This window comes from Bradyrhizobium ottawaense, from assembly GCF_900099825.1.
Classification (GTDB): Bacteria; Pseudomonadota; Alphaproteobacteria; order Rhizobiales; family Xanthobacteraceae; genus Bradyrhizobium; species Bradyrhizobium ottawaense_A.
Genome location: NZ_LT629693.1, coordinates 6,865,997 through 6,881,691, shown reverse-complemented (window position 1 = coordinate 6,881,691; position 15,695 = coordinate 6,865,997). Strand labels below are relative to the sequence as shown.

General features: G+C 61.8%; 14 protein-coding genes and 1 tRNA gene. 10 read left to right on the top strand and 5 right to left on the bottom strand.

What is annotated here, in order from left to right:
* The first annotated feature begins 1,000 nt into the window (after nt 1–1,000).
* A complete protein-coding gene (locus tag BLR13_RS32330; protein WP_074830855.1) occupies nt 1,001–1,783 on the top strand; it encodes a 3-hydroxybutyrate dehydrogenase in 783 nt (260 codons plus the stop codon).
* Between the two features lie 28 nt (nt 1,784–1,811).
* Here the strand turns inward: BLR13_RS32330 and BLR13_RS32325 are convergent, their stop codons facing one another.
* Both BLR13_RS32325 and BLR13_RS32320 read right to left on the bottom strand, forming a co-directional pair.
* A complete protein-coding gene (locus BLR13_RS32325; RefSeq protein ID WP_074815140.1) occupies nt 1,812–3,269 on the bottom strand; it encodes a GntP family permease in 1,458 nt (485 codons plus the stop codon).
* A 198-nt stretch (nt 3,270–3,467) separates the two neighbouring features.
* On the bottom strand, nt 3,468–4,790 hold the full coding sequence (locus BLR13_RS32320) for a ferredoxin reductase family protein (RefSeq protein WP_074815142.1): 1,323 nt from the start codon (nt 4,788–4,790) through the stop codon (nt 3,468–3,470).
* Between the two features lie 326 nt (nt 4,791–5,116).
* Between BLR13_RS32320 and BLR13_RS32315 the strand changes: the two genes are divergently transcribed.
* On the top strand, nt 5,117–5,827 hold the full coding sequence (locus tag BLR13_RS32315; RefSeq protein WP_171944911.1) for a cytochrome c oxidase assembly protein: 711 nt from the start codon (nt 5,117–5,119) through the stop codon (nt 5,825–5,827).
* Nucleotides 5,824–6,336, top strand: a complete 513-nt coding sequence (locus BLR13_RS32310) for a CopD family protein (RefSeq protein ID WP_074815144.1) — start codon at nt 5,824–5,826, stop codon at nt 6,334–6,336. Before BLR13_RS32315 ends, BLR13_RS32310 begins: the two co-directional genes overlap by 4 nt.
* On the opposite strand, the gene BLR13_RS32305 is transcribed toward BLR13_RS32310, so the two are convergent.
* Nucleotides 6,300–6,812 (bottom strand): DUF2231 domain-containing protein, encoded by a 513-nt coding sequence (locus BLR13_RS32305; RefSeq protein ID WP_074815148.1) that lies wholly within the window; start codon nt 6,810–6,812, stop codon nt 6,300–6,302. The two genes, BLR13_RS32310 and BLR13_RS32305, sit on opposite strands and share 37 nt — an antisense overlap.
* Nucleotides 6,813–6,866: 54 nt before the next feature.
* Between BLR13_RS32305 and coxB the strand changes: the two genes are divergently transcribed.
* From coxB to BLR13_RS32275, 5 genes are all read left to right on the top strand, one after another.
* Nucleotides 6,867–7,556: a cytochrome c oxidase subunit II gene (gene coxB, locus BLR13_RS32300; protein WP_091976871.1), complete on the top strand. Its 690-nt coding sequence runs from the start codon at nt 6,867–6,869 to the stop codon at nt 7,554–7,556.
* Nucleotides 7,553–10,087, top strand: coding sequence for a cytochrome c oxidase subunit I (gene ctaD / locus BLR13_RS32295; RefSeq protein WP_074815153.1), 2,535 nt, complete (start codon nt 7,553–7,555; stop codon nt 10,085–10,087). Before coxB ends, ctaD begins: the two co-directional genes overlap by 4 nt.
* Nucleotides 10,084–10,422, top strand: a complete 339-nt coding sequence (locus BLR13_RS32290) for a hypothetical protein (RefSeq protein ID WP_074815156.1) — start codon at nt 10,084–10,086, stop codon at nt 10,420–10,422. The genes ctaD and BLR13_RS32290 overlap by 4 nt, the downstream gene beginning before the upstream one ends.
* Nucleotides 10,423–10,850: 428 nt before the next feature.
* Nucleotides 10,851–10,937 (top strand) — tRNA-Leu (locus BLR13_RS32280).
* Nucleotides 10,938–11,181: 244 nt separating this feature from the next.
* The gene (locus BLR13_RS32275) at nt 11,182–11,763 is read left to right on the top strand and encodes a TMEM175 family protein (protein WP_074815162.1); all 582 of its coding nucleotides are present in this window, start codon (nt 11,182–11,184) and stop codon (nt 11,761–11,763) included.
* Here BLR13_RS32275 and BLR13_RS32270 read toward each other — a convergent pair.
* Nucleotides 11,760–12,497: a lysophospholipid acyltransferase family protein gene (locus BLR13_RS32270; protein ID WP_074815164.1), complete on the bottom strand. Its 738-nt coding sequence runs from the start codon at nt 12,495–12,497 to the stop codon at nt 11,760–11,762. The two genes, BLR13_RS32275 and BLR13_RS32270, sit on opposite strands and share 4 nt — an antisense overlap.
* Before the next feature lie 153 nt (nt 12,498–12,650).
* Here BLR13_RS32270 and BLR13_RS32265 point away from each other — a divergent pair, with 153 nt between their 5' ends.
* Nucleotides 12,651–13,511: an alpha/beta fold hydrolase gene (locus BLR13_RS32265; RefSeq protein ID WP_074815167.1), complete on the top strand. Its 861-nt coding sequence runs from the start codon at nt 12,651–12,653 to the stop codon at nt 13,509–13,511.
* Between the two features lie 55 nt (nt 13,512–13,566).
* Nucleotides 13,567–13,704: a hypothetical protein gene (locus BLR13_RS40735; protein WP_154070955.1), complete on the top strand. Its 138-nt coding sequence runs from the start codon at nt 13,567–13,569 to the stop codon at nt 13,702–13,704.
* Between the two features lie 145 nt (nt 13,705–13,849).
* Here BLR13_RS40735 and BLR13_RS32260 read toward each other — a convergent pair whose 3' ends face one another.
* The gene (locus tag BLR13_RS32260) at nt 13,850–15,466 is read right to left on the bottom strand and encodes an ABC transporter substrate-binding protein (RefSeq protein WP_074815170.1); all 1,617 of its coding nucleotides are present in this window, start codon (nt 15,464–15,466) and stop codon (nt 13,850–13,852) included.
* Between the last annotated feature and the right edge of the window lie 229 nt (nt 15,467–15,695).

Below are 15,695 nucleotides of genomic sequence, written 5' to 3'. Positions count from 1 at the left end.
CGGTGTTGCGTCTGGCAGCGGTTCCTTGTCCGGCCCGCAACGGCGCATCCTCAATTCGCTGTCGACCTGGAAGCAGATCGGCGGGCGATTGCCGAGCAACACCCAGGTAACGTGGCTCGCGGGCTATAGCCCGTCGTCGACGTCGTACACCAATCCGCGGAGCACGCTGAAAACGGCGGGTTTGCTTGGGTATCCTCGCTCAGCATGATCAACTCGCGATCGAAGCGGTGGACCCGCAGGTTTTCCGAGATCTGCCGGCATACCTCGAGCACGGCAGCCTTGGGCTGAGAGTAGTTCAGCGGTGTACTGCCTGGCTTGAGCCGCCCTGGCCTAGTCTAGTTGGATTTCGCCATCGCTACTTTAAGCGGTTCTACCTGCGAAACAAAGTTCGTGTAAGAAGCCACAAACCAAGACCAAATGTCAGCGATCCAAAAACGGCGACGAAAAAGGAGTCTCGATTCAACCCCTGTTGGCCGGTCATGTACACAACCGCCCCACCGACGATCGACAGGACTGCAAATATGAAAACTGCCCACTTTAGCTTGTCCATATCACCCATCCTTATTATTCGGCCACATCAGTTGGCGGCCCGCTGCGTCGTTGACACGCTGCGAACTCCAAAACGAATGACCGTCCAGCGAATTTACGCCTCGCGGCGCTGATTAGCCAGATTCGCCCCGACCCATCGTGGCGATCGTGAGCGTGCTGCTGGTTCCGATTTTCCTGCCGTTCCAATAGGCGCCCTTCGCCGGCCGGCAGATCAGCACCGCGCTCCACGTAGTGGTCCGAACGACATGTCAGTTGGTTCAATCAGCATCGTCCGGGACCCCCAAGCGTGCTTTCCCAAATCGGTGGAGCAGACGTATAGTGGAACGTCGCGGTTGCGACCGGCGTTAGCCGCATCGAGATTATCATGAAACCTTCGATGTGCGGGCGGGGGCAGCCACAGGTTTTCGATGGGGACCCATTCGATATCTGTCAGGCCTTAATGGAGGTGCTCATGTTAAAGAGCAAGGTGGCTGTCGTTACCGGTTCGACGAGCGGCATTGGACTCGGGATCGCTCGCGCGCTTGCTGCTGCGGGTGCACATCTCATGATCAACGGCTTCGGCGAGGCCGCAGCGATCGACAAGCTGCGCGGGGAGATTGCTGCGGCCCATGGCGTACGCGTGGCCTTTAGCGCCGCCGATCTGTCCAAGCCAGCCGATGCCACGGGGCTGATCGAGCATGCGATGCGCGAGTTCGGACGTGTCGACGTGCTCGTCAACAACGCCGGCATCCAGCATGTTGCACCGGTGCACGAATTTCCGCTCGAACGCTGGGATGCAGTGATTGCAATCAACCTGACCGCAGTGTTTTTGACCACTCGTGCGGCGCTTCCGCAAATGCTTGCGCGGGACTGGGGGCGGATCATCAACATTGCATCGGTGCACGGACTGGTCGCCTCGGTAGACAAATCCGCATATGTGGCATCCAAGCACGGCGTCGTCGGCTTTACCAAAGGCGTGGCGCTGGAGACGGCGACCACCGGCATCACCTGCAATGCGATCTGTCCCGGCTGGGTGCTCACGCCGCTGGTACAAAAGCAAATCGACGCCCTAGCTGCTCGCGATAAGCTGGATCCCGAGGAAGCGAGAGCGAAGCTGCTCGGTGAGAAACAACCCTCGCTTGAGTTTACTACCCCGGAGGAGCTTGGAGCGCTCGCCGCATTCCTCTGCTCGGACGCCGCGGCGCAACTTAGTGGAGTGGCGTTACCCGTGGACGGTGGCTGGCTTGCACGATGACATGAGGCGCAGGCGGGGAAGGCAGGGTTCAAAATGCCCCGAATAGTTTCCCAAGCGCGATGACAACAGTCAGTGCGATCAACGGCCCCACGAGTCCCACCATCATGATCTCGCGATAGCTTCCTCGTTGGGTAGCCCCGCAGATTGCGAGCAGGGTAACGACTGCGCCGTTGTGCGGCAGCATAGCGAGCGCACCGGAGCTGATGGCGGCCACGCGGTGCATCAACTCAGGTTGAATGCCCATGCTCGCGGCCAGTTGGGCATACGTTTCACCCAACGAGTTTAACGTGATGGCCAATCCGCCTGATGCTGAGCCAGTGATACCACCCATCACGTTGGCGGCGACGGCAATCGACACGAGCGGCCCGCCGGGTACCGCCAGGAATCCGTCGCGGACCACAGCGAACGCCGGCAACGCCGCAACGACCGCGCCGAATCCCACCAAGCTGGCTGTATTGAGCACCGGCAGCACGGAGGCATTGGCGCCGGCATCGAGGGTCTTGCGCAACTCCGGTATGCGCTTGCGATGGATCACCGCCAAAATCAGCGAGGCGATCGCAAGCGCCGTCACGATAGACCAGGCTCCGCTCACTGCGGAGAGCGAGGTTTCGCCGAACCGCGGCTCGGCGAGAAACCCGGTGTATACGCGTGGTAGCACGAACAAACTCATAAGGAGGTTGACTACGAGAACGATCAGAATGGGCGCCACCGACAGCGCAAAGGACGGTAACTCCTCGCTGCGATGGCCGTGCGGCAGTTCGGCGATATCGAAATTGTCCGCGTTCGCGGCGCGCTCACGCACGAACTGATCGTCGGTTGCTACCGGCGTTTCGGCGCTGTAACTCTCGCCGGCGCGATGCGCGCGCGTCTCGATCAGGCGCAGCCACCACAGGCCAAAGCCCAGGATGATCGCGGATGCTATGAAGCCGAGAACCGGCGCTGCAAACAGCGTGGTGCCGAAATATGCCATCGGGATGGCGTTCTGAATGGCCGGGGTGCCCGGCAGAGCCGTCATCGTGAAGGTGAAGGCGCCAAGCGCGATCGCCGCCGGGATCAGCCGATGCGGAACCTCTGCCTGTCGAAACAACGCGGCCGCCACAGGAAACACGGCGAAAGCCACGACGAAGAGGCTGACGCCACCATAAGTGAGCAGCGCACAGGCCAACACCACCGCCATGACGGCTCGCTTCTCTCCCAGTCGCTCGGTCATGCAGCGGGCGACGGAAAGCGCTGCGCCGCTGTCATCCATGAGCTTGCCAAATACGCCTCCGAGCAGAAAGAGCGGGAAGAAATTTGTGATGAAGCGCCCCGTAGCCTGCATGAAGGTCAGCGTCCATTTGGCGAGGAGCGGTTCTCCAGAGAATGCGGCGGCCACGATCGCCGCCGCTGGCGCCGCCAACAGCAGCGTGTACCCCCGAAAGGCGAGGAAGATGAGCAGACCGAGAGCGATCAGGATGCCGAGCAGTTCAACGATGTAAGCACTCATGACGCTCCTCGCAAAACGGGCCGGGGGATGCGACGGGCTGCGGCTCCCGCAAGTCGATACCGAGACCGGTCGGGGTCCTATCTTATCCTCGCCTACCCGGCCACGCGGGAGAGCGCGAATAGGATCGACATCAAGATCACGATTACCCCTGTGGCAAAGGCCACTCTGTCAGCAAACACGCGGCGCATCGGGACCTCCCTAGACGAAGCTATAGCGTTCGGAATGGTATTTCGCCATCGGCACCCCCATCTCGGCGAGCGCTTTTTCAATTGCATCCATCATCACGCCGGGTCCGCAGATGAAGTACTCATGATCGGAATAAGGTGGCGGCAGATGACGCTTGAACATCTCGGCGTTGATGAAACCTTGTTCGCCGGTCCAGCCCGCCGGCGGGTTCGCCAACACATGGACGACCGTCAGGTCGAGCCGCGCTTCCAGCAACTCCAGCTCCTCGCGGAAGGTAATCGATTCCCGGTCCTTGCTGCCGTAGAGCAGAATCACGGGCCGCTTGTCGCCGCGATCAGCGAGCGTGCGGATCATACTCATCATCGGCGTAACACCGACACCACCGGCGATTAATACGTGCATGTCCGCCGGGTTGCCGATTGTGAACGCGCCGTACGGTCCGTCGAGGTAGACACGCTTGCCCACCGGCACTCTCTGTATCTCTTTAGTGAAGTCACCCAGATTCCTGATCGACATCTCGACGCCGCCCCCCTTCGCTGCGGCGCTGGACGAGAATGAGAATGGATGCGCGGTGATCTTGAAGGGACTCCCCCAGACCGTCAACCAGCCGAACTGGCCGGGGCTGAAGTGAAATCCCGGATGGCCCTCCGGCTGCATCACCAACGTGGTCGTTTCGCCGCGTTCTTGACGCGTCTCCGAGACGCGGTACGGACGGCGAAGCATGACCAGCGGCTTGACGATGCGCACGTAAAGCAGCAGTCCGATCCAAAAAATCGTCAGGCCTATCCACAGAGACTGCTTCCAGGGATCCGCCAGATAGAAACTCGATCCCACCATGTGCACGACCCCCGCGGTGATGGCAACGACCGCGAGCACGATATGGGTGAAATGCCATGTCTCGTATTTGAGATTCAACGTCGCGCGCCAAAGGGCTGTCACCACGAGCGCTATCACCGAGAAAATCGACAGAAGAGCGAGGTGGGCACTCAACGGCGCTTCGAGCATATTGGACAGCGCGAGTAATTCCGGCTGAACGATCACCAGAATGACGGGATGCGCTACGACCAAGCCGACCGCTACGAGCGAAATTTGACGGTGAAAATGGTAAATCACGTCTTCGCCCCACGGCTCGGTGACGTACCGGAAGCGCGCGGTGAGACCGAACTGCAGGCCCATCATCGCAAGGCCGGAGTAGCCGAGGGCAACAGAGAATTCTGTCCAGAAATCGCGCGTCGGCGCATGCGAACCAGCCAGGAGCGCGAACAAGGGAGCGAGAATGAACAGCAGGTAGACGAGGATCCAAACGGCCCCGCGCAAACTATATAGAAGCTGCATGAGCTGATCCTTCTACCGTGATCATGGTCAGACTTCCGTCATCCACGATACGGTATGATGGCACGGCCGAATTTAGTAGTATCGCAAACTATAAGGCCCTCCAAAAAGATTTCCACCCATGACATCTCGGTTGCGAATTCGCGGGCAAATAGAGTGGTCCATAAGAATTGTTAGACTTGAGTAACCCGTCAGTTCGCCCCGCGTTGCCGCGTAGCTCTGTTTAACCGCCGCTATTCTTCCCAATTGTTCCAGTCTACTATGCGGCGTCTGATTGAGGAAAAGCTGGCGGAGCCGCAGACCGGGAGAGCCGCATCGTGCCGAATTCCATGATCGCCTATTGCGGTCCCGCCGCCGTCCCGGACGACCTCTGGACCCGCTGGAATGTCGATCCGCTGCTGATTGCAATACTCGCAGCCTTGGCGCTTGCGGTTGCCCGCAGCCGATCCTCCAACACGCGAGCAGGCTGGGGCGCGATCGTGCTGATGCTCGTTATCTTTGTCTCGCCGCTTTGTGCGTTGTCGTCAGCGTTGTTTTCGGTGCGGGTATTGCACCACGTCTTGTTGATCGCCGCCGTAGCCCCTCTTTTGGCACTGGCGTTTCCGCAACGACGCGCAGGAACGCCGTCACTCGCCATGCTTGTTGCGGCACATGCAGTCATCCTTTGGCTATGGCACACACCGGGACCTTATGCTTGGGGCCTCGCCAGCGTGCCGGCCTATTGGCTGATGCAGACTTCGCTCCTTGGAAGCGCTTGGCTGTTGTGGCGGGCGATCCTGGTGCCGGCGCAGTCCGGCTCGGCGCTGGTTGCACTCGCTGCAACGATTGGGCAGATGGGCCTTCTCGGCGCGTTGATCGTGTTCGCGTCCAGGCCACTCTATCCGGTGCATTTCGCAAGTACGGCAGCTTGGGGGCTCGCGCCGCTCACTGATCAGCAACTTGCTGGTTTGCTGATGTGGGTACCGGCGATGCTACCTTATCTAGGCGCGGGGGTCTGGATCGCGTGGTCCAACTTGCGATCGAGCGAACCAGCGCTATGACGACCTCTCTGAAGTTCGTCCATCTTGCCGCGATCGCGCTCTGGTCGGCCGGGTTGATCGTCTTGCCGTTTCTTTTCTGGCAGCGGAGGAAACTCGAGGCGGGGTTGGATCTCGACCGACTGCACCGGGTAGCTCGGTTCGTCTACGTAGAGATGGCCTCCCCCGCCGCCTTCGTCGCCATCGCCAGCGGAACGGCACTCATCTTTTTGCAGACCACCTTCGTGGAATGGTTCTCCCTGAAAATGGCGCTGGTCGGAGCCATGGCGATGCTGCACGTCGTCGCCGGCCTCATTCTCCCGCCCTTGTTCTCGCCTAAGGGCCAGTTCGGTCGATTTCCCTACGTGGCGCTGACGAGCGCTTACATCGTATTGATCACCGCAATTATCTGGGTGGTGCTGGCCAAGCCGCACATTGATTCGAACCAATTCGCTGCGCATTTGTTCGAGCCCGGCGGACTCGGGCGTTGGCTGCATCAGTCCTTCGGCGAAATCAGAATCCCCACGCCATGATCAAACACAAGCTTGCCCCCGTGCCAGCCGGCGAAGCCCACCATCACCGACGCGAGGGCCGAGAGGGCGAGGCCGTGCGGCAAGATCGCCGCGGTATCGATCAGGCGCAGACCCCAGTTGGCTCCCCCGATCGCAACCAGCGTCATCGCCGCCACGGCATGAGACCAGCTTGCTTCAAGAAGCCGGATCCCGCGCACAAGCAACAGCTCACCGGTGCCGACGATGCTTGCGGCCACGCCGCTCCAGAACGCCATGCCGGCCGACCAGAGTCCAGCCCGCACCCAGAACGCGTCTCCCGACCACCAGTACAATATATCGACGCCGAGGGTCGCGATCACGAATGCGACCGGGAAATGCACCATCATCACGTGAATCGGGTGCCCAACGAGGGCCATCGCCGAACCGACATCAAGTCGAAGCAGTTCCAGCTGGACCTCACTCCGGGGCTGAGTCTTGAGATCGCGTTGCTTTGCCATCGTCCTCCTCCATCGCGTCAATCGAAACATCCTTCAAGCAGACATCGTAGTCTCTTGTACGCGCTGATCCAAGTCGGAATGCTCGCAGTACTTCCCGGCTGCAATGGGCCACTGTCGACGCTAGATCCCTCGGGGCCGGCCGGGGCTTCGATCGCCACGCTGTGGTGGTTGATGCTGGTTGGTGCGGGAATTCTCTTCGCGCTCGTGATGGTGCTGTTCGCGATGGTGATCCGGCGTCCGGGCTGGGGCTCGAACGTGTCGCCCGGACGCTGGATCGTGCTCGGCGGGTTGGTTCTGCCGGCCGTCGTCCTGCTGCCTCTTGTCGCCTATGCGTTGATCGCCGGTGAGAGGCTCCTGCCGTTACCTGGACTGGCGCCGCCACGGATCGAGGCAGTGGGTCGGCAATGGGTCTGGACCTTCCGCTACCCCGATCATGACGGGGTGAAAACTCGAAACGTCTTGCACCTGCCCGCAGGCACTCCGGTCGACATCCTTGTCACCAGCCAGGACGTCATCCACGCCTTCTGGATACCCCGCTTCGCCGGCAAAATCGATGCGGTGCCCGGGCATGTGAACCGCTTGCGCATTCAGGCCGATCAACCGGGCCGCTACGCAGGCCAATGCAACGAATTTTGCGGTCTCGGTCACGCGGGGATGCGATTCGATGTCATCGTCCATCGCCCGGAGGAATTCTCCGCTGCGCTTGCGCGGGCGGCCGTATCAGGGGAGTCGGAGAGAAAATGAGTGAACCCGTCGAGCCGCTGCCGCAGGGACCTCCGGCGTTGCGGTTGCACCGCGAGCTCGCCGCGATCTGGGCCACCGGGCCGGGGTTACAACGCCTCGCGGCGGTCAACCATTCCGTGATCGGCATGCGCATGATGATCACGTCATTCACCTTCTTCGCCATCGCTGGTGTGCTCGGCATGCTGACCCGCGTTCAGCTCGCGACGCCCAACGCAGCCTTCATGGATCCAGAGACCTACAACCAGGTCTTCACCATGCACGGGTCCATGATGTTGTTCCTTTTCGCCATCCCGATGGTGGAAAGCTTCGCGGTCTATTTGACCCCGAAGATTCTCGGCACGCGTGATTTCGCCTTTCCCAGGCTCACCGCCTACGGCTACTGGTGCTATCTGTTCGGCGGCACGATCCTGACCGTGTCCTTGATCGCGGGGGTTGCGCCCAACAGCGGATGGTTCATGTACACGCCGCTGAGCTCCAATGTGTACACTCCGGGCATTAACGCCGACGTCTGGCTTCTCGGCGTGACCTTCGTCGAGATATCGGCGCTGTCGCTGGCCGTGGAGATCGTCGTCTCGATCCTGAAGGTACGTGCGCCCGGCATGTCGCTCGACCGGATGCCGATCTTCGGCTGGTACATCCTGGTCACTGCGCTGATGATGGTGGTGGCTTTTCCGCCGCTCATCCTCGGCTCAATCCTGCTTGAGATCGAGCGCGCCTTCGGCCTGCCGTTCTTCGACCCCACCCGAGGCGGCGACCCTCTGCTCTGGCAGCACTTGTTCTGGCTGTTCGGTCATCCGGACGTTTACATCATCTTCCTGCCCATGGCCGGGGTTCTGTCGACGATCATTCCGGTATTCGCCGGTCGTCCGCTTGTCGGCTACCGGGCGATCGTCGTCGCGATTGTGGCACTCGCATTCCTGAGTTTCGGCATTTGGGTGCACCACATGTTTACCGTGGGTATCCCGCATCTCGCGCTCGCCTTTTTCTCCGCAGGCTCGGCGATCGTCGCCGTGCCGACAGCAGTACAGATCTTCGCCTGGCTTGCCACGCTGGCACACGGCAAGCCACGCTGGAGCGTGCCAATGCTTTACGTTTTCGGCTTCTTCTTCATCTTCGTGATGGGCGGACTGACTGGCGTAATGCTCGCCATGGTGCCGTTCGATTGGCAGGCCCATGACACCTATTTCGTCGTTGCCCACATGCACTATGTGGTGGCTGGCGCCCTCGCTTTCCCTATGCTGGCGGCTTTTTACTATTGGCTGCCATTGTTGACAGGGCGCACCGCCGTGCACCGGCTGTCGGTACCGGCCTTCTGGCTGGTCTTCGTCGGCTTCAACCTGACTTTCTTTATGATGCACCTGACAGGTCTGCTCGGCATGCCCCGCCGCATCTATACCTATCGGGGCAATGAAGGCTGGAACTGGCTCAACCTGCTGTCTTCGGTTGGGGGGTTCGTCATGACGATTGGTTTCGCGCTGGTGGTGATCGACCTTTTCGTTCAACTCCGTTACGGGCGTCGTGTGCGGCGCAATCCCTGGGGCGCGGCGACACTGGAATGGGCTATGTCGATCCCGCCTGCACCGTATGCCTTCGCCTCGATCCCGCATCTAACACGGTCCGACGCGATCGCTCCCGACGATCTCGCACTGTCGCTGGCGCGAGGCGAAGGCTATCTCGGCTTCACGCGTAACGGCTGGCAGGAGACGCTAGGCGTAAACATGACGACCGGCGAGCCCGAACAACTGATCGTGCTGCCGCAACCGACCTACCTTCCGCTTTTTACCGCGCTCGCGACCGCAGCGGCGGTCCTGACGCTTCTGTTTAAGTTCTACCTGCTGGCCCTGGTCGTTGCGCTAGTGACCGCCGGCATGTTCGTGTTCTCCGCGAACCGCGCCGGTCTCGCGCGCGACTTCGGTCCTATGCCCGTCGGTCAAGGCATCAGCTTGCCACCTCATACCGAGGTGGCCGAAGCGCCGGCGTGGTTGGCGCTGATCTGCACGCTGGTCGCCGACGGCACTCTCTTCACATCGTTGCTGTTCGGGACCTTCTATCTTTGGATCGCAGCGCCGAATTGGCCCGCGGCGATCACACCCGAACCGAGCCGCATGCTCGCCGTGTTCGCCGTCGCGGCCCTTGCTGCAGCTGCCGCGGCGGCGCGCGGTTCGCTGCGAGCGGTCACCACTGGTGGCAGGGCGCGCGGCTGGATTGGTCTCGCCGTGCCGGCGCTTCTTGCGGCCATCGCCGCCGCCGTCGGGTTGATCGTCGATGTCGCGCCACATCCGAGCGAGCATGCGCTCGGCGCGACCGCGGCGGCGCTGCTCGGCTATGTGGCTCTCCACGCCGGTATCGGCCTTCTCTTCCTCGTCAGCAACTTCCTGCGTGTCGGTGCCGGTTTCATTGCGTCCCGGCGCGTACTGGATCTACGCCTCACGCGATTATGGCTCGACTACACGCTGGTTACAGGAGTCATTGCAATGGGCCTTGTTCTCGCTCTGCCTGCGCTCGTGACGATGCTGGCGGCTCGACCGTGAGTGAGCGTGCGATACCAGCAAGGCGGCTATGGTGGCTCGCGGCGGGATTCGCAGTCTGGTGCAGTGCGCTGGTCGCGCTCTACGCGCTCCACGCCATCGGCTGCGCTTTTGCCTGGGCGTCCGGCTCGCTGCGGTTGGGGCTCGCCGTGGTATTCTTCGTCCATCTGATCGTGATCGGCTGGATGTGGCGCGACATCACCCGAGCTGGCACTGACCCCGATTTCGGTCCAACTGGCACGTTTCTGCATCGGACCGTCACATGGACCCTTATAACTGCCCTCGTCGCGACCGCTGTAACCTTCGGTCCACCGCTGCTCCTCGCCACCTGCATCTAATTCGTGAGGATTTACCTTCAACGCGCCCGATGCAGAGAGCGTCTCATCGTCCAGCGGCCGCGCCGCCTGACTTTAAACGGCTCGGCGCTCGTCCCGCAGCGCCTCAATCGATCGATGGCCGAATAAGCCCATCACCAAAATTGACGCAGTGGCGTTGCTGGCCTGCGGGGCTCCCACCATCGTCCGTGCTCGGCGCCCGCGGCAGCCACCGAACTTCCTGGCCGAGTGCCGCGAAGTGGCGAGGCTGATCGGCGACAAGTCCACCCGCATGGGCGCGCACTGCACACGTCACGTCGAGGACGAGGTTCAGCATCACGCGCTGCTTTAATCGCATCAAGGACGGAGCGTGAACGTGTTTTGCAAAACGCGAGGGAAAAACTGCAAAACGTTTGCGATTAAGGGGCAAAAAAGCTATGCAAATCAATAATGCGGACGTGGCGGAACTGGTAGACGCAAGGGACTTAAAATCCCTCGATGGCAACGTCGTGTGGGTTCGACTCCCACCGCCCGCACCAGCCTTCGCTCGCGAAGCGAGAGAGGGCTGCCGCGCCGAGGCCTTAGGCGAAGGCCGGCCGTGTGGCCGCGAGCTACGGCTTGGCAAGCCAGGCGCCCGAGGGCTATGCGTGGCGCAGCCCTTGAGACCGTTTGGGCGAAGCGTGTCCGGCATAGCTTGAGCGCAGCGAAAACGACGACCGACAGCGATGCAGCCTCCGCTACGGGCTACGCGTGGCGCAGCCGACTGGTGAAGCAAGGGACGACATGCCGCAACTTCATCTGTTCGAAATGCGCCGGCTGGAAATGCTGAGCAATACCATCTTCGGCGTTGCCATGACGCTGCTCGCTTATGACCTGCCGAAGGCCTCCAGCTTCAAGAGCGCGCCCGGCTGGATCGACCTCGTTCGCGTCTATGCGCAACCGGTCATCGCGCTGGCGATCTCCTTCGTCGTCGCCGGGCTGTTCTGGTTCAGCCATCATCGCCGGCTCGCGGTGGCGCCGGAGGCCGGCCGCGGCGTGGTGTTCCTCAATCTGCTTTTTCTGCTGACGATCATCATCCTGCCGGTGACCAACGGACTTTACGGCGGCTACCGGCTCGATAGCGTGGTCGCGATCGTCTACGGAATCCATCTGACGTCTATCGCCACGCTGAACGCGCTGTTGTGGGTTCTCGCCCTCAGGGACCGCCCGGATTCGCAACTGCTGGTGACGGCCGTGTTCCCCGTCGTCGTATTCCTGTGCGGAACGGCGATCGCGCTGGTCGATCCGACCATTGCGCAGTTCACCTGGTGCCTCGCCTTCATCGCGCCGTTGGCCGGCTCGCTTGCCGGGCGTCGCGCGGGCTAGGGCGAAACCTTCGCCTCGCCTTCGCGGACCAGCCTCTCGCTCTCCTCCGATATCATCTTCTCCAGCATCGGCTGAAACTCCTTGCGGTTCATGCCGGGCGCAATCGGCGGGAGATAGGAGAGCTTGACGGTGCCGCTGTGGATCATCAGCGTCTTCTTGCCCCAGAACAAACCGGAATTGCACGCCGCCGGCACCACCGGCACATCGAGCGTGGTGTAGAGAGCGGAGATGCCGGCCGCCTGGAACACCATGGGATCGCCGACCGCCTGCCGCGTGCCTTGCGGAAACAGCAGCACCTTGCGGCCTTCCGCGACCGCGCGCTTGGCCTCCTCGACCATCTGCTTGAGCGCGTGCCGGCCGGCGGCGCGATCGACCAGGATCATCGGGTAGCGCTGCAGAAACCAGCCGACGATCGGAAGCCGGCTCAGCTCCTTCTTGGCAACGATGCTGGCGTCCGGGAAAATCGCGCTCAGCGCCGCCGTTTCCCACAGCGACTGGTGATTGCAGGCAATGATGCAGGGGCCGTCGGGAACATTGGCTCGCCCGTATTCCCGGTAGTCGAGCCCGAGAACGGCCCTGAAGAGAAACATGATCCCTTTGACCCAGACCTGCGAAACCGCGCGAACCGTCGCGCTGCTGGCCTTGAACAGCCACAGGAAGGGTACCGTCAGTGACACGACAATCGTCAGGATCACGACCGCCGCCGCGAACAGGATCGACCTCAGATAGTGCAACGTTGGTTTCCCTCCCAAGCATTCGACGGTTTGTGGGCTTCCCAATACATCACTTTGCGGATGTTGCACAATTCCGCAACCGGCCTCGCGAATCCGTCTCGCCATCGACCGGCCGGGATTGCCATCCGCAACTGGCCAGCCCAGGATGGTCGCATGCCGGTTCTCGAACAGATCACGATCGCGCCGCACCTGACCTTCGACGCGCTTGCCGCCGGCGCGCCCGGTGCGCCGCTGGTGCTGCTGCTGCACGGCTTTGCGGAATCGATGAACTGCTGGCGCGCGCAGGTCGCAGCCCTCGGCGACATGGGCTATCGCGCCATCGCGCCGAGCCAGCGCGGCTATTCGCCCGGCGCCCGGCCGGACAGCCGCGAGTTCTCACATTACCTGATCGACCGTCTGATGGACGACGCGATGGCGATCGTAGCCGAGAGCGGCTATGGCGACGCGCGGTTTCACCTCGCCGGTCACGACTGGGGCGGCAGCATCGCCTGGGGCCTCGCCGACCGCCATCGTGAACGGCTGGCCTCGCTCACCATTCTGTCGCGGCCGCATCCGAACGCCTTCAACCGCGCGCTGGAGATGGTCGACGGCGATCAGGCGCAGCGCTCGCGGCACCACAAGGCGTTTCTCGAACCCGACGCCGCCGACGTCGTGCTCGCCGACGATGCAAAATGGCTGCGCGATCGGCTGGCCGCAAACGGCGTTCCGGTTGATGCGATCGAACAGCACCTTGCCGTGCTCGGCAACAAGGAGGCGATGGAGGCCGCACTCGCCTGGTACCGCGCGCGCGGCGCCATCCGCGGGCCGCTCGGTCCGATCCGCGTGCCGACGCTCTACATCTGGGGCGACGCCGACGACACCGTCGGCCGCGTCGCCGCCGAAGGCACGGTCGATTTCATCGCCGCGCCCTATCGCTTCGAGGTGCTGCCCGGCGTCGGTCATTTTGCGGCCGATCAGGCGCCGGCGCGGGTGTGCGAATTGATGCTGGAACATCTGGCCGCCCATCCGGTGTGAGCGGAACCTGACGGCTACAAAAATGTTGTCATGCAGCAAATCGGAGCATGACGACATGGCCAGCGAACCTTCTTCCAAACCTGCCGCGACCGGACGCAAACCGCTCGGGACGCGTGCGCCCTCGTCGCTGCCGCAGATTCACCCGCCACTGCAGAACGACGGACAGGAATCGGTGCGCGACAGCCACTGCTGATCGCCTTCACGTCATTGCGAGGAGCGTAAGCGACGAAATGAGCACGTCATTCCGGGATGGTCCGAAGGACCAGACCCGGAATCTCGAGATTCCGGGTTCGATGCTTCGCATCGCCCCGGAATGACGCGTAGAGCGCGCCTTCGCCCTACTCGCTCTTGTCGATGTTCCAGAAGATCGGCGTCGCCGGGCCGTCGAGCACGCCGGTCAGCGACTTCCGCCATGCGCTCGGCTGGGTGTACTGGCCCAGCGGAATATAGATCACCTGCTCGTAGGCTTCCTTCTGGATCTCGGTTGCGATCTTCTTCGCCTCTTCAGGCGTCGTTGCACGCGCAAAATCGTTCTTCAACGATTCGATCTTCGGATCGTCCGCCCAGCCGAACCATCCGCCGTTCTTGCCCTTGCCGCCGATCGCGAAGTTGACGATCGGGTTCGACAGGTCGGCGCCGTTCCAGTTGGTGAAGAACATGTTCCAGCCGCCTTCCTTGATCGGCTTCTGGCTGGCGCGGCGGGACACGACGGTGCCCCAGTCGGTGGCCTGCAGATCGATCTTGAAACCGGCTTCCTTCATCAACTGGGCCGCGACGATCGGTTGCGCCTTCAGCGTGACGACGTCGCCGGGCGCCATAATCACGACGGGCGTGCCGTCATAGCCGGATTCGGCGAGCAGCTTCTTGGCTTCCGCCATGCCGTTGCCCTTGACCACCGCTTCCGAACCGACGTCGGTTTCAAGCGGCGTGCCGCAGACGAAGGCCGCGCCGCAAAGCTTGTAATATTCCGGGTTGCCGATCAGCGCATCCAGCACGTCCTTCTGGTTCATCGCCATGAAGGCGGCGCGGCGTACCTTGACGTTGTCGAAGGGCGGAAAAAGGAAATTCATCCGGCCGACGGTCTGGAAACCGACCTTGTCGAGCGTGTCGATCTTGATGTCCTTGTTGGCTGCCAGCACGGGAAGAATGTCGAACGACGGGATTTCCATGAAATCGATATCGCCCGACTGCAGCGCGTTCACCGCGGTTTGCGCGTCGGCCATCGTGATCCATTCGACGCGATCTACCTTCACGACCTTGCCGCCGGCGGTCCAGCTCGGCGGCTCCTTGCGCGGCACGTAGTCGGTGTTTTTCAAAAACACCGCTTTGACGCCGGGCTGGAATTCGGCCTGCACGAACTTGAAGGGGCCGGATCCGATCAATTCCGGAATCGGCGTCCCGGCCGGCGTTTCCGCCAATCGCTTCGGCATCATGAACGGCACCAGCGAGGACGGCTTGCCGATCGATTCCAGCACCAGGCTGTAGGGCTCCTTCAGCTTCAGTGTGATGGTCTTGGCATCGGTGGCCTCGAGGCTCGCGGTGAAGTCCATCAGCTTCTGGCCCATGCCATCGGCCTTGCCCCAGCGCTTCAGCGACGCCACGCAGTCTTCCGCCGTAACCGGCGTGCCGTCATGGAATTTCAATCCATCGCGCAGCGTAAAGGTGTAGGTCAGCTTGTCGTCGGAGATCTTGTACTCCGCCATCTGCGGCTGGATCTTGAAGCTGGAGTCCTGCGCCAGCAGCGTGTCGTAGATCATGTAGCCGAAATCGCGGACGATGTAGGCGGTGGTCTGCATGCCCGGCGTACGGAGATCGGCGTGCATCACCGCGGTGATGGTCTTGCCGGCGGCCATCGCCTGCGACGTCACCAGCTGTGACGTCAGCGCCACCGAAAGCGCGAGAGCCGACAATGCGGACGCTACCGTTGGACGCTTCCAACGCGTGATGTGGAACATTCGATCTCTCCTGACGTGAAACTGGTCAAAGCCCGCTGATTCATTATGCATGTCGTTCGTTATTTGGGCGAACCAAGGTTCGCACTTTGGCCGAACTAACACGCTGTAAATCCAGACTATTTGAGACTTGCACCAAGCGCGTGGCGCGTCAATCCGGTTTTGGCGAGATCGAACGTATACAAATGAATGAGGAAACAGCCGCTATTTGACTTTACAAATCCGCCGCATG